The 15,551-nt window shown below is 46.2% G+C and carries 10 protein-coding genes and 1 pseudogene; all 11 read left to right on the forward strand.

Going from position 1 to position 15,551, the window contains the following annotated elements:
• Positions 1-529 precede the first annotated feature (529 nt).
• The 11 genes and pseudogenes from DWX62_RS16160 (at position 530) to DWX62_RS16215 (ending at position 15,548) form a co-directional block, all read left to right on the forward strand.
• Positions 530-1,658, forward strand: a pseudogene (locus tag DWX62_RS16160) (OmpA family protein).
• A gap of 603 nt (positions 1,659-2,261) precedes the next feature.
• Entirely contained in the window at positions 2,262-2,888 is a 627-nt protein-coding gene (locus DWX62_RS16165; protein ID WP_004309917.1) for a TetR/AcrR family transcriptional regulator, read from the forward strand.
• Positions 2,885-3,118: a hypothetical protein gene (locus tag DWX62_RS16170; RefSeq protein WP_004318707.1), complete on the forward strand. Its 234-nt coding sequence runs from the start codon at positions 2,885-2,887 to the stop codon at positions 3,116-3,118. The genes DWX62_RS16165 and DWX62_RS16170 overlap by 4 nt, the downstream gene beginning before the upstream one ends.
• 401 nt (positions 3,119-3,519) lie before the next feature.
• Positions 3,520-4,335: a zinc transporter ZupT gene (gene zupT, locus DWX62_RS16180; RefSeq protein ID WP_032837563.1), complete on the forward strand. Its 816-nt coding sequence runs from the start codon at positions 3,520-3,522 to the stop codon at positions 4,333-4,335.
• A gap of 213 nt (positions 4,336-4,548) precedes the next feature.
• A complete protein-coding gene (locus DWX62_RS16185; RefSeq protein ID WP_004309914.1) occupies positions 4,549-6,915 on the forward strand; it encodes an MMPL family transporter in 2,367 nt (788 codons plus the stop codon).
• 1 nt (position 6,916) lies between these two features.
• A complete protein-coding gene (locus DWX62_RS16190) occupies positions 6,917-8,671 on the forward strand; it encodes an ABC transporter ATP-binding protein (protein ID WP_120173019.1) in 1,755 nt (584 codons plus the stop codon).
• Positions 8,672-8,689: 18 nt separating this feature from the next.
• Positions 8,690-10,432, forward strand: coding sequence for an ABC transporter ATP-binding protein (locus DWX62_RS16195; RefSeq protein ID WP_004309912.1), 1,743 nt, complete (start codon positions 8,690-8,692; stop codon positions 10,430-10,432).
• A 39-nt stretch (positions 10,433-10,471) separates the two neighbouring features.
• Positions 10,472-11,257: an outer membrane lipoprotein-sorting protein gene (locus tag DWX62_RS16200; protein WP_004309911.1), complete on the forward strand. Its 786-nt coding sequence runs from the start codon at positions 10,472-10,474 to the stop codon at positions 11,255-11,257.
• Positions 11,257-12,516 carry a DUF1302 family protein gene (locus tag DWX62_RS16205; protein WP_004309910.1) on the forward strand — a complete coding sequence of 420 codons (1,260 nt, stop codon included), beginning with the start codon at positions 11,257-11,259 and terminating at the stop codon, positions 12,514-12,516. Before DWX62_RS16200 ends, DWX62_RS16205 begins: the two co-directional genes overlap by 1 nt.
• A gap of 215 nt (positions 12,517-12,731) precedes the next feature.
• Complete coding sequence (locus DWX62_RS16210; protein ID WP_004318713.1) at positions 12,732-13,187, forward strand: HU family DNA-binding protein; 456 nt, start codon at positions 12,732-12,734, stop codon at positions 13,185-13,187.
• 18 nt (positions 13,188-13,205) lie between these two features.
• Complete coding sequence (locus tag DWX62_RS16215; RefSeq protein WP_004309908.1) at positions 13,206-15,548, forward strand: TonB-dependent receptor; 2,343 nt, start codon at positions 13,206-13,208, stop codon at positions 15,546-15,548.
• Positions 15,549-15,551: the final 3 nt, after the last annotated feature.

Here is a 15,551-nt window from a genome sequence, read left to right on the forward strand (position 1 = left end):
GTCTGTTCCCTGTTATAACAACCTGTAAAATAGAGAATAGCTGATAGTCCAATTATAATCTTACATTTCATATTGCGAATATAATAATGTGTTTTATTTTTTGCATGGGCGATTAGGAATATTTTACCAATATAAATTATTCTTTAACTTATATGATTATCGCTCGCTATTTATATATATTTTTTATTGGGCCTAACAATATATAATTGCTTATTAGCATATTATATAATATGTATAATCGTAATAGTACAAAATAGCAGTAAGTTATTGCTATTCAGAGTAAAAGTATCAGTTCACTCGTTGTTGTTAAAAAATAAACTTGACTACCCTAAAGGTGTAAGTGTAAGTGCTTTTTTGAATTTTATCAAGGGTGTTAGATATGTGTTAGATTATTAATTGAACCATTTTTGCAAACTACTGATTATAAGTAAAATAAAAATCAATGTATTAGATTTATTCTTTTGTCCTACAACTAAAAAGCTCTGCAATCTTTTTACTTTTGCATTCGAAAAAAATAAAACAATAGATTATGAAGAAAATTGCTATTTTATTAGTTTTTACTTTGGGAACATTTATTGTAAATGCCCAATCAGTTGTAGAAGGAACAAAGTTTATGGACAATTGGTCTGTAGGAGTGAATGCAGGAGCAGTTACCCCTCTCACTCACGCCTCTTTCTTTAAAGGGATGCGTCCCGGTTTCGGAGTTGGAATATCCAAACAATTAACTCCTAGTTTTCGGTTTGGAATTTCAGGGAATGGGATATATCAATACAACTCCGAGTAAAACAGCTTTTGATGTTTTAGATGTCATCTTGTTAAGCAAAATTAACTTAATAAATCTATTTGCAAGCTATCGGGGCAAACCTCGTTTGTTTGAGATAGAAGCTATTGCCGGAATGGGGTGGTTGCATTATTATGTAAATGGTAAAGGAGATGACAATTCATGGTCTACCCGTCTCGGATTGAATCTTAATTTCAACCTCGGTGAAACAAAAGCATGGACATTGGGAATTAAGCCCGCTATCGTATATGATATGCAAGGTGATTTTAATCAGGCAAAGAGTTGTTTCAATGCAAACAATGCAACATTTGAACTGACTGCCGGATTGACTTATCACTTCAAGATGAGTACTGGGAATCATTACTTTACTAAAGTAAAAGTCTACAATCAGAGCGAAATTGATGATTTGAATGTTGCTATTAATGCACTTCGCGAACAGGTGGGCAGTCGTGACAGAGAACTAAACAATGCTAACCAAAGAATTAGCGGTTTGCATAAAGAGTTGGAAGAATGTCGTACAAAGGTCGTTCCCATTGAAACAGTAGTCAAGACTGCCCGCGTTCCGGAATCTATCATTACTTTCAGACAAGGTCGCTCATCAGTGGATGCATCACAGCTACCGAATGTGGAACGTGTAGCCTCCTACATGAAGAAATATCCCGATTCAAAAGTCATTATTAAAGGGTACGCTTCTCCAGAAGGCAATGTTGAGATCAACGCAAAAATTGCTACCGCACGTGCAGAAGCTGTAAAAACAATCCTTGTTAATAAATACAAGATTAATACGTCTCGTATTACTGCCGAAGATCAGGGAGTAGGTGACATGTTTACCGAACCGGATTGGAACCGTGTAAGTGTATGTACTATCGAAGATTGATGTAATAAGAATATTTGGAGTTGTTGAAGGTAAATAAAAAAGGAAGCCCGAAATCTGAGGGCACTGAAAAAGTTCTTTTTCTCCGTTAGCTCCTCTTCTTATGAATTGGCTCCAAAGTTGCATGGCGTATGATAAATTTCATTTGCATGCAACTTTTCCTTATATTGGTAGTGAGTAATCGTCTATTGGTATACATGCACGCTGGCAACGACACTCTCAAAGGAGACTTTGAAAGAATGCAACTTCAGTCCGCTTTTCCCATCTGCTCCGACTACGGCTCGGAGGCTATCGTCCTTCTGATCTTTGACCAAAAGAACTTCTTGGTCTTTGATTTTTTTGCTCATATTACTATGTATTTAATGACGTCAGTAGCGGTTTACAGACAAAAGTAAACAAAAAAAAGTGAGTGCTAGAGATTGTAAATAAGTGAGTATTTGTAGCTTTGATATGATTAGGAGTAGCATATTGAAAGTTATAAATTTCATTTGCTGAATTACCATAAATGGGGAATGGTAAGTAAAAAAATCATCATTTTAAGGTATTGCAACCGAAAAAATATGTGACTAATTTTGCGTTATAAAATAAAGAATTATGTTCTGACCTATGCAAACAACGAAGGATTATATACGTAAGCTATTGCTGGAAACAGCGCAGAAAGCTTTTTTCGAAAAGGGCTTCAAGTCGGTGTCTATGCGTGAGATTTCTAAGTTGTCGGGCATTGGTCTGAGCAATATATACAATTACTATCCCTGTAAGGACGATTTACTGGTTGATGTGTTGCGTCCTCTTTTGGCTGCTATGTACAGGATGCTGGAAGATCACAACCGACCGGAGAATTTCTCCCTTGACATATTTATCTCAGATGAATATCATCGTGCATCTTTGCAGGAGCTTATGGGCATTATAACTCGTTACCGAAGTGAATTAAATTTGCTGTTTTTCTCTACGCAGCATTCTCGCCTCAAAGATTATTTGGAAGAGTGGATTGAGAAAAGTGCCACAATAGGGATGGAATATATGGAAAAGATGAGAAGACTCCATCCGGAACTACATACCGATATTTCTCCGTTCTTCATGCACTTCACCTGCTCTTGGTGGATTAATATGATGAAAGAGGTGGTGCAACATAAGGAACTTTCCTGCGAAGAGATAGAGTGTTTCATCAGTGAGTATATTCGCTTTAGCACGGGAGGATGGAAGAAACTCATGAATGTAAAGAATGAAAGATGAAGGCAGAACTATTGAAACATCCTGTCTGTCAAGAGATAACTAATCAAAACATCCGTTTCTCGTCTTGTCTGCAATGCAAGCCTTGCGGAAATGATTGTACGATTGTAAACAATCGAATCTCTTTTGTATTTGATTCCGAGACAATAGGCATCAGCTACCTTCTGCTCGACTCCACACCTATAGCCTGCATGGACAGATGCTGCAATCTTGTCAGGCAGCGTTTCGTTTGATGCAGGAGTTGGAACGCCGAGTCATTCCAGAAGAATCACTAAATAATAATCAGCATATGAGTATCATCAACATCATCAGCAACGACGAATTAACACTCGTACAAGGAGTCAACGGGCTTTTCTTCTGCGAGGAGTCATGGGTTACGCAAAGCAGGGCAGTCTCCCGTATCGGAAAGGTTTTGCCCAAAGAAATTATTGGGACGAAAGATCAAAGTACCAACATCGTACATCCGCAGACTGACCGAACTAAACTTAGTTGCCAAAAGCATGAAACGTCTTATTTCTAAATCTAACTGTTTCTCCTACCGAGCGAGCCGCCTGCAAAGAGCGGCTCGCTTTGCTTCTGAACAAAACAAACCTTTGTTCTCTTTTGACGCACTAACTTCCAATCCATCATAGCCATGTCTCAACCAGTACTTATAGCATTTTTCCTAACATCGTTTGCCGGTATATCCACAGGGATAGGCAGTGCGATTGCATTTTTTGCTAAGCGCACCAATACTTCATTCCTTTCTCTTTCATTGGGATTTTCAACAGCAGTAATGATTTATATGTCTTTCGCCAATCTGTTTGCCTCTTCTTTGCAGACTCTTGCCAATATACATGGCAAGGACGACGGAACTCTTCATTCCACACTTTCTTTTTTCGGGGGAATCGTATTGATTCTACTTATTGATAAGCTAATTCCTCACTACGAAAATCCACACGAAATGCATCGGGTGGAAGAAATGAGCTTAAAGGAAGAACGAAAGACTGAAATAAAGCCTCAATTATTACGCGTCGATGTAGTGACAGCCTTGGTGCTGGCAATACACAATTTCCCGGAAGGTATGGTTACGTTTCTTGCAGCATTGAAGGATATAAACATTGCTATACCTATTGCCTGTGCCATCGCCATACATAATATACCCGAAGGCATTTCCGTCTCCGTTCCGATCTATTATGCTACAGGTAATCGTAAACGGGCCCTTTGGCTTTCATTTCTATCGGGATTGGCCGAGCCGGTAGGAGCCGTCATCGGCTATCTTATCTTGGCACCATTCCTCAATGACCATGTTTTCGGCGTTATTTTCGGGATGATTGCCGGTATCATGGTATTTATCTCGCTTGATGAGTTACTACCCGCTGCCGAAGAATACGGTAAGCACCATCATACTATCTATGGTTTGGTAGCAGGCATGGCGGTTATGGCACTCAACCTGCTGATGTTGTGTTAGCAAGACTAAGTAATATAAAAAACATAAGTAAAAAAAAGAAAGAATATGAACACTTCTCACTCCTGCCGTTGTCACGTGCATGATGCCCACAAAGAGCATTCTTGTGTCCACGCACATTGTCACCATTATCATATGTAGCCCCAAAGTGGAAAGCTATTTCTCGTCACGCTGCTGAATGTGTTGAAATGAATGAACTTACCAATAACAAACGATATGAAAATAGAAAGAATCAATGACTGGTTTGCCCGTCAGGGCAGATGGATGGTACAAAAACGATGGCTTGTACTAAGCTTGTTTATCCTCGTCTTCGCCATAGGATTTACAGGGTTAAGATATTTCAAGGTGAGTGCTTCGTGGGAAAACTACTTCCTCGAAGACGACCCGATGCTTGTCAAGACCAAAGAATTCAAGGATATATTCGGCAATGACAATTTTGCCGCCGTACTGACCCAATGCGACAATTCGTTTATGAAAGAGAACTTAGAGCTCATCCGCGAACTCACGAACGAAATGATGGATAGCATTTCATACGCCGACAAAATCACTTCGCTCACTGACATCGAATTTATGGTAGGGAATGAAGAAGGAATGACTATCGAGCAGATAGTGCCTGACCTTATTCCCACTGATGCGGCAAGTCTGGAAACGATACGTCGCAAAGCCTATATGAAGCCACATATTGCCGAGCGGCTTGTCTCCAAAGATGGTACGCTCTCGTGGATTATTCTCAAGTTGCGTACCTTTCCTAAAGATTCAGTGTGGAATAAAGGTAAGAATGCCGTTTCTCCTGAAGTGCTAACGGGGAATGAGCTGGAGCATATCATCACTAAAGACAAATACCAAAAGCTCCATCCCAAAGGCACAGGCTTGCCCTACGTTACCGCCATGAAGATGAAATGGATTGGCAAAGAGATGCCCCGTGTGATGGGCATTGCCGCACTCGTTTCCATTCTTATTTTGTTACTCATAACACGCTCCCTACGGGGCGTTGTCGTTCCACTTATCACGGCGGCAGGCTCAATTGTGATTGTGTATGGACTGTTGGGATATGTCGGCATGACGATAGACAGCGGTATGATGATGATACCTATGCTGTTGGCGTTTGCCGTCTCGATAGCCTATAACATACATATCTTTTCCTATTTCAAACGGCAATTCCTTCTACACGGAGAACGTCGACGAGCCGTAGAAGAGACCGTGGGTGAAATGGGCTGGCCTGTGTTGTTCAGTGCACTCACCACCTTTGCCGCCCTGCTGTCGTTTCTCGCTATTCCGATGCAGCCCATGCGGTTCATTGGTATCGCTACCTCCTCGTGCGTGATGCTGGCTTTCTTCATTGCCATTACACTGATGCCCGTGCTGTTGAGTTTTGGCAAGAACGGCAAACCTCATCCCAAAGTGCAGGAAACCGGCGGACGGTGGCTCGACCATCAACTGGGGCGTTTGGGAGAAAGCGTACTCCGGCATGGCACATTGATCCTATGGATTGCAGGGCTGCTTACCGCAGCACTCATTTATCAATTCACCAAGATAGAGACCGCCTTTGACATAGAACGCACCATGGGACGTAAAATAGCCTATGTAAACAATCTGCTGGAAGTAGGTGAAAGCGAACTGGGATCCATCTACACCTACGACGTCATGATAGACCTGCCCGAAGACGGCTTGACAAAATCGCCGGCAATGCTTGTACGCTTAGACTCTCTGGCACAAAAGGCCGAAGGCTATAAGCTAACCAAGCGAACGACTACAGTGCTGAATATCCTAAAAGACCTGAATCAAACCCTGCACGAAGGAGATGCGGCTTATTATCGTATTCCGACGAATCCGGAAGAGGTGGCACAACTGCTGCTCCTTTACGAGAATGCAGGCGGTAGCGAAGCGGAATATTGGATCGATTACGACTATCGACGTTTGCGCCTGATGGTGGAGATCAGCAGTTTTGACTCCGGCGAGGTAGAACGAGAGTTGAACGATATTGCAGCCAATGCCGCCAGGCTCTTCCCCGAAGCTTCTGTCACTACAGTGGGTAGTATTCCGCAATTTACCGTGATGATGCAGTACGTGGCTCGCGGGCAGATGGTTTCATTTGCCATCTCTCTCCTTATTATCGGCATCCTAATGATGTTGGTCTTTGGCAGTGTACGCATCGGGCTTATCGGTTTGATACCCAATATCACTCCGGCTTTGGTGGTCGGCGGACTGATGGGATGGCTGGGCTACCCGTTGGATATGATGACCGCAACCATTATGCCGATGATCCTCGGTTTGGCTGTCGACGACACCATTCACTTCATCAACCACGGGCATTTGGAGTTCGACCGTCGAGGTAATTATCGGGATGCCATTCTCCGCTCGTTCCGTACGATCGGGACACCAATCATTCTGACCAGTGTCGTGATATGTGCGAACTTCGCTATTTACATGACTTCCGAAGGCCTCTCTTTTATACACATGGGTCTGCTCTCCGTAGCGGGTATCGTATCGGCACTCGTGGCCGACCTCTGCGTTACACCCGTGTTATTCCAAAAGTTCCGGTTATTCGGGAAAGAGATAGAAACCAATGAAACAATCAATTAATATGAATACATTAAAGAAACTTCAATTTTACATGGGCAAACGCAAGGTGCTTATGCCCATAGCCCTGACACTGTCGGGATTAAGCGGTCTGCTCTCGCTTATGCCATTCATCTTCATTTGGCTTATCGTACGCTCGCTACTATTGACTGGCAGCGTTGCCTCAGGAATCCCTATCAACGTCTATGCATGGTGGGCGGTAGGCACAGCCGTTGCCGGCCTTGTCATTTACTTTGCCGGGCTGATGCTTTTGCACTTAGCGGCGTTCCGGGTAGAAACCAATATGCGACGTACGGCTATGAGAAAAATCATGCAGATTCCGCTTGGCTTCTTCGACCGGAATACCAGCGGACAGATGCGTAAGATTATTGATGAAAATGCTTCTGAAACCCACACGTTTGTCGCACATCTCTTGCCCGACCTGGCGGGGAGTTTTATAGCCCCGCTGTCGGTTATAATATTGATCTTCGTCTTCAACTGGCAACTTGGTCTGGCGTGCCTGATCCCCCTCACGGCGGCTGTCTTCATCATGACACGGATGAATACAACTGCTCAGAAGGCGTTCCAAAATGAATACCTCGGAGCACAAGAGCATATGAGCAGCGAAGCGGTGGAATACGTACGTGGTATTTCGGTGGTGAAAGTGTTCCAGCAAACGATATTCTCTTTCAAACGTTTTTACGACAGCATCATCGCCTACCGGGATTTAGTTACCAAATACACGCTGGGTTGGCAAAAGCCGATGTCACTCTACACGGTGGCCATCAATAGCTTTGCTTTCCTACTTGTCCCCGTAGTCATATTGCTTATCGGCAACAAAAGCGAAAACATTGCCCCCATCATCACCGATATGTTCCTGTATGTGCTGATTACTCCGGTGATAGCAACCAATGTGATGAAAGTGATGTATCTGCAACAAGATATGTTTCTGGCAGATCAAGCCATAAGCCGGGTGGAAAACCTGACGAGTAGCGAACCACTCCCAATAGCCGAAAATCCGGAGAAAATCACCGCTTGCGATGTGACATTCGAGAACGTTTCGTTTGCCTATCCCAATGCCGGTCAAAATGCCGTAGACGGTATCAGCTTCCACCTCCCCGAAGGGAAGACTTTTGCCCTTGTGGGGCAATCGGGAGGAGGGAAGACCACCATTGCCCAACTCATTCCCCGCTTTTGGGACGTATCAGCAGGTAGTGTGACGATTGGCGGAATAAATGTGAAAAACATTGCCAAAGACAACCTGATGAACCACATCGCTTTCGTCTTCCAGAATACAAAACTCTTCAAGACCTCTTTGCTGGAGAACATCAAATACGGTAATCCGGCAGCGAGTGATGAAGCCGTGCAACGTGCCATAGACCTTTCCCAAAGTCGGGAGATCATCGACCGGCTACCCAACGGATTGAACACGAAGATAGGAGTAGATGGAACATTCCTTTCGGGAGGGGAACAGCAACGCATTGTCTTGGCCCGGGCCATCTTGAAAGATGCGCCGATTGTTGTCCTGGACGAAGCAACAGCTTTTGCCGACCCCGAAAACGAACACCTGATACAAAAAGCCCTGCACGAGCTGAGAAAAGGAAAGACAGTGTTGATGATCGCCCATCATCTGACTAGCGTACAGGATGCCGACAAGATACTGGTGATAGCACAAGGCAAGATTGCCGAAGAAGGCACACACAGCGAGTTGATAGCCCGAAACGGCATCTATAACAGCATGTGGAATGAATATCAACGAACCGTGACATGGACGGTATAAACCTCAGGAGACAACATTATGAATATTAGTAAATATTTTCAACATAGATTCACCTTATCGGAAGACGGGGCAAAGACCTTTATAAAAGGGGTTATAGCTTCTCTTTTTCTCAACCTGGCACTGATGCTGCCGGTAATCTTCATCTTTCTGTTCATCACCGATTACCTGCACCCTGTTATCCAAGCCGGGAACAGCACGACGCACGGGCTCTGGTACTACGTGCTGACGGCTCTCTGTTTTATGACGGTACTCTTTGTGATTGCGATGATACAGTACAAGAGCACCTACACGAAAATCTATACCGAGAGTGCCAACCGTCGTATTGGCATTGCCGAGAAGCTGCGTAAATTGCCTTTGGCTTTCTTCGGAGAAAAGAATCTTTCGGATCTCACCGCTACGATGATGGAGGATTGTAACATGTTGGAAACCCTCTTCTCTCACACAGTTCCACAACTCTTCGCCTCTGTCATCAGCATTATCTTGATTGCCACCGGGATGTTCTTCTACAACTGGCAACTGGCCCTTGCTCTCTTTGGGGTCGTACCGGTAGCGACAACGGTCATCTTCTTAGGAAAAAGGCTTATGGATAAAGCTAATAAGGAGTACTATCACGTAAGGCGTGATACGACCGAGCAGATACAGGAAGGGCTTGAAGCGGCGCAGGAGATTAAATCGTACAACGGAGAGGCAGCCTATTGCGACCGTTTAGACAAACAGCTCGAGATATATGAAGCCACTCTGCAGCGAGGCGAATTTCTCGGAGCGGGGCTTGTGGGCAGTGCACAGTCTATCCTGAAACTTGGTTTGGCAAGCGTTATCATTGCGGGAGCTTATTTACTTGGTTTGGGCAGCATCGACATGTTCACTTACTTGGTCTTCCTGCTCGTTGTAGCCAGCATCTACAACCCCATCATGGACGTGTTCAACCATATGGCGACACTGATACTACTCGATGTGCGTATCGACCGCATACGTGAGATGAACGACATGCCCGCACAGCAAGGCGATGAGGATTGCACGGTAGAGGGTTACGACATCTGTTTTGACAAGGTCGATTTTGCTTACGAGACAAGCAAGCAGGTGCTGCGCAACGTCTCTTTCACTGCCAAGCAAGGCAAAGTAACGGCACTTGTGGGACCTTCGGGGGGAGGCAAAAGCACTTCGGCAAAATTAGCTGCCCGCTTTTGGGATATTCATGGCGGAAAGATCACACTTGGCGGACGGGACATCTCAAAAATAGATCCCGAAATGCTCTTGAAAAACTATGCCGTAGTCTTTCAGGACGTGTTGCTTTTCAACGCTTCCGTCATGGACAACATCAAAATCGGGAAGAAAGACGCTACCGAGGAAGAGGTGAAAGCGGTAGCACGTCTTGCCCGTTGCGATGAGTTCATCGCCCGGCTGCCCAACGGTTACGACACCTTGATAGGCGAAAACGGAGAATCGCTATCGGGAGGCGAACGCCAACGCATATCCATTGCCCGTGCGCTTCTCAAAGATGCTCCTGTCATCCTCTTGGACGAAGCAACGGCAAGTCTGGACGTAGAGAACGAAACGTTGATACAGGCCGGTATATCGGAGTTGATCAAGAACAAGACCGTCGTCATCATCGCACACCGTATGCGCACCGTTGCCAACGCTCATCATATCGTGGTGCTGAAAGACGGAACCGTCGCAGAACAAGGAGCACCCGACGAACTGCTTGCCCGAAACGGCGAATTTGCCCGCATGGTAGCACGGCAGAAGGAGACCGGAATATAAATCGAATCAATCAGAATCAATTATAAAGAAAAAGGACAAATGAAGAGATCAATCGCAGTAGTAGCCATGCTTGTGGTGGGGTTCGCTGCCACAACATGCGCACAAACGGGCAGAGAGATTGCCCAAAAGGTAAAAGACCGTCCCGACGGCGATACCCGTCGGTCTGAAATGGTTATGACGTTAATCAACAAACGCGGAGCGGTGCGCGAACGCAAGCTCATTTCCTACTCCATCGATGTGGGCAAAGAAAAGAAAGACCGCAAGAGCATCATGTTCTTCCAATATCCCGGCGATGTAAAGGGGACGGGCTTCTTGACGTGGGATTATGATGAGCTAAACAAGGACGATGACAAATGGCTCTATCTGCCCGCCATAAAGAAAACGCGCCGTATCAGCGGTTCGTCTGCCAAGCAAGACTACTTTATGGGTAGCGACTTTACCTACGACGACATGGGCAGCCGCAACGTGGACGAGGATACGCACACGCTCCTGGGCGAAGAAACCGTCGACGGACAGAAGTGCTGGAAACTGGAATCCTTGCCTAAGGACAAGCGTGATATTTACTCCAGGAAAACGGCCCTGATACGTCAGGACTGTCTGATACCTGTCAGGGTGGAATATTACGACAAGATGGGCAAGCTGCACCGTCGTCTCGAGATGTCGGATATTGCCAAGGTAGAGGGCTTCTGGGTAGCCCGGAAGATGCACATGACCAACGTGCAAACCGAGCATCAGACGGTTCTCGAAATCAAGAATCCGACGTACAACATTCCCATGGAGGAGAGCAAGTTTAACGTGACCACGTTAGAGAAAGGCAGGTTCTGATGAAAGCGTTCAATCGTCTTTCCGCGGGGCTTTGCCTCTCGGTCTTTCTGTTTTGCCCCGTGCATGGAGTTTGGGGACAAGGAGCGGGCGAATCGTCGTGGCAGCTCAAAGGTCTTGTCGACACCTACCACGCCTTCCGCTCCGAAAAGCCGAACGATTGGATGTCTTCCCGTACCCGACTCAGGGGCGAGGTCGGCAAAAACTTCGCAGGCTCTTCGCTCTTCGTCTCGTTCAACGCTACCTACAACGCCTTGCTGAAAGAGCGCACCGGCTTTGAACTGCGGGAAGCATACCTTGACCATCGGCAGGAGCACTGGGGCTTTCGTCTCGGGCGACAACTTGTCATCTGGGGTGCGGCCGACGGCGTACGTATCACCGACCTCGTCTCACCCATGGATATGACCGAGTTCTTGGCGCAAGACTACGACGACATCCGCATGCCCGTCAATGCCCTGCGGTTCTTCGTCTTCAACGACAAGATAAAGCTCGAACTGCTTGCCGTTCCCACTTTCGAAGGATACAAGCTGCCCACCGATGCCGCCAATCCGTGGAGCGTGTTGCCTAAAGAAACACCCCGGTCCCTTGTCTGGGACGCGGAGGGAAGCCGCCCCGAGCTACGCCTCTCCAACGTAGAATACGGGGGCAGGCTCTCTTTCGCCCTGCCGGGGGTAGACTTCTCGCTTGCCGCGCTGCATACGTGGAACAAGATGCCCGTCATCGAGTACAAACCATCGGGCTCCCAACTTACGGTTTCGCCCCGATACTACCGCATGGGATTCGTCGGAGGCGATGTCTCAAAGCCCTTGGGACAGTTCGTGCTGCGCGGCGAAGCGGCCTTCAACCTCGGGAAGCATTTCAGCTACATACAGCAAGCCGCCTCCACCCCTCAAAAAGGATTCAACACCATCAATTGGTTGGTGGGGGCCGACTGGTATGCCCCTCATGAATGGACAGTGATGGCTCAGTTCTCTTCCGAGAGTATTTTCAAGTACGAAAGCTACGTCGCACAGCCCCGCCATAATTCGCTCCTTACGCTCTGCGTGTCGAAGAAGTTACTGGACAGCAACTTACAGCTTTCCGACTTCACCTATTTCGACCTCAACCACAAGGGCTGGTTCAGCCGTTTCACGGCTGACTATGCCCTGAACGACCACATCCACCTCTTGGCAGGCTACGACTGGTTCGGAGGAAGCGAGGGTATGTTCGGCCCGTATAAGCACAATTCGGAAGTATGGGCAAAGGCTAAATACTGCTTTTGAGATCCACACCATTTTAATAACCATAAACAAAATTTGAAAAGATTATGAAGAAGACATACGACAGCAGTTAAAGAGAATGCGGACTTAAGCAATCGGAATCGTTTAAGTTAAACGGTGAAAGACGTTCCAATGGAGCGATCAAAGCCGTTTACTGAAGCTGTTTAAGTAGAACAGCAAAATTATTCAAAGTATAACCATCAAAAACATCAAAAGTCATGTTACTATACAACGTAAAAAAAGAAGAGATGCGCATCGGTAAACACAAGGGCAAAACCATGTATTACGCCTCTCCCATTGCACAAGACAAGATTACCACCAAGCAGCTAGAGGATCGGATTGTCAATGCCACAGCCCTGAGCCGTGCCGACGTGCGGTCAGCCATCACCGCCTTGGCGAAAATCGTACGTGAAGAGATGCTCAGCGGCAGAACCGTTGACCTGGCCAACCTCGGGTCATTTAAGGTTGTATCCAACGGGAAACGCGTGGAAACGGAAAAAGCCGTTACCGCCGAAACTCTCAAAACACCACGCATTCAGTTTTTTCCCAAACTCGAAATGCGCAATCAGGCAAAAAACGTACAGCATGTGGTGATACGTGAAAGCGAGGCCGGATCGGCTAAACCGAGTCCGAATCCCGGAGATTTGCCCGAAGCACCCGATTCTGCTCTTTAATATTCATAACAAGAAACAATGAAGCAGCAAGTATTATTTTTCTTTTTCACGCTGATGCTCACAGGTATCAGCGTGTCCGCCCAAACAGGTGGAGGACGGATTGCAGGCGTGGTCATCGACAATGCAGGCGAAGAACCACTGCCCGGCGCAACCATCTTCATCGAAGAGCTGAAAAAGGGCATTGTGACAGACGGGCATGGCGAGTTCTTACTTTCCGATGTTCCCGCAGCCACTTATACGCTTACTGTAAGGTTTATAGGCTACCACACGCAAACCCGCAAGCTCACGGTGGGTAAAGAGAGAGGGAAAAAAATCATCATCCGCCTGAAAGCCGAAGCAAAATCGTTGGACGAGGTGGTAGTGATGGGTAAGAGCGAAGCCCGTAAGTTACGGGAGCAGGCCATGCCCATATCCGTTATCAGCATGAACCAGATACAAGGAACGGTTAACAATGTACAAGACATTCTGGCAAAAACTGCCGGAATCACCGTGCGTGCCACGGGTGGAACGGGCAGTACCTCTCGCATATCGGTGCGCGGACTGGAAGGCAAACGCATCGGGCTTTTCATTGACGGGAATCCGATGAACGACAATTCCGATTTTATCGACATCAATGATATTCCGGTCGAAATGATCGACCGCATCGAGATATACAAAGGAGTTGTCCCTGCCAAGTTCGGAGGTTCTGCCGTAGGTGGTGCGGTCAATATTGTCATCAAAGAGTATCCGCCTAAATATTTGGACGTGAACTATTCTTACGGCAGTTTCAATACGCACAATGCATCCGTTGTGAGCAAGATGAACATTGCCCCAAAAGGAATCGAGTTCGGGCTGGGAGGTTTTTATACCTATGCCGACAACGACTACAAGATGAAGTCTCCTTTTCAAGAGGGGCTTACTATAACCCGCGATCACGACAAGTTTAAAAAAACAGTCATCGGCGGTAGCTTTAAGGCACGGAAGTGGTGGTTTGACTTGGTGGAGTTTGAACCCGTTTTCATACATACTTACAAAGATATACAGGGGATAGAATCGAACATCCGGCATGCACACAGCCATTCCAACGCCTTTATTTTCGCCAATAAGATGGAGAAAGAAAACTTCCTCTTAGACGGCCTGGACTTGGACTGGCAGCTGGGGTATATCTATACCGACTATCATTTTGCCGATACCGCCTCGCACCGCACACATTGGGATGGAACGCATTATCCGGCAGTTTCCGAATTCGGCGGCGAAATCGGCAAATGGGCTTCATTATTGACGAATGAAAAGCATCAATTGCAGCACAAATTGAATCTCAACTATCTTGTCAATGAGAACCATTCGGTAAACTTCAACTCTTTGCTGAAATACGCTCATGCCAACCCTCGTGATGGGATGAAGGACAAGGTCATAGGTTATCGTACCGACTTTCCAAGCAATATGTTCAGTTGGGTGGCAGGCTTGAATTACGACTATCGCACCTCGAACGATAAGTTCCTTAACTCTTTCAACGTCAAGTATTACTACTACTCGATGAAAACGCGGATGGCAAGTGTCCTGGTAAAGACAGCAGAGGATATAGACACACACAAGAATGATTTCGGCATCAGCAATGCACTTCGCTACCGCATCACACCCAGTCTGATGGCAAAAGCTTCGTTCGGATATGATGTAAGGCTTCCATCGGAAGAGGAACTGTTGGGTGATGGATACGTGATAGCTCCTGCCGGCAATCTCACTCCCGAACGCAATATAAGTGTCAACATAGGAATGTTATTCGATTTAACTGGAAAAGCCTCCTCTAACTTACAGATTGAACTGAACGGATACTATATGCATCTCAAAGACATGATTCGCTTTACGGGCGGATTCTTGCAGTCGCAGTATCAGAACTTCGGCGAGATGCGGACTCTTGGTATGGAAGCAGAGGTGAAAGCCGACATGACACGGTGGCTCTATGGCTATGTGAACGCCACTTACCAAGATCTGCGAGATGTGCGTAAGTATGAACAAAATACAACTGTTGCCAACCCTACCAAAGGTAGCCGTATGCCCAATATACCCTATCTGATGGCAAACGCAGGATTGGAGTTTCACAAAGAAAATCTGTTCGGAGGCAGCGGGATGAATACGCGCATATTCACCGATGCTTCATTTGTGGAAGAATATCTGTACGACTTCGAACAAAGCCAATTCCAGCAGCATCGCATACCTCGAGCCCTCTCGTGCAATATAGGCTTTGAGCAAAGCTTTGGCAATGGGCGCTACTTCATTATGGGAAAAATAAACAACCTGACCGATACAAAAATGATCAGCGAGTTTAACCGTCCTTTACCCGGACGTAGCTTCACTATCAGATTCAGATACGTATTTAAGTAACAA

Origin of the sequence: Bacteroides sp. AF20-13LB (assembly GCF_003603065.1) — a bacterium.
In the GTDB taxonomy this organism is placed as follows: Bacteria; Bacteroidota; Bacteroidia; order Bacteroidales; family Bacteroidaceae; genus Bacteroides; species Bacteroides uniformis.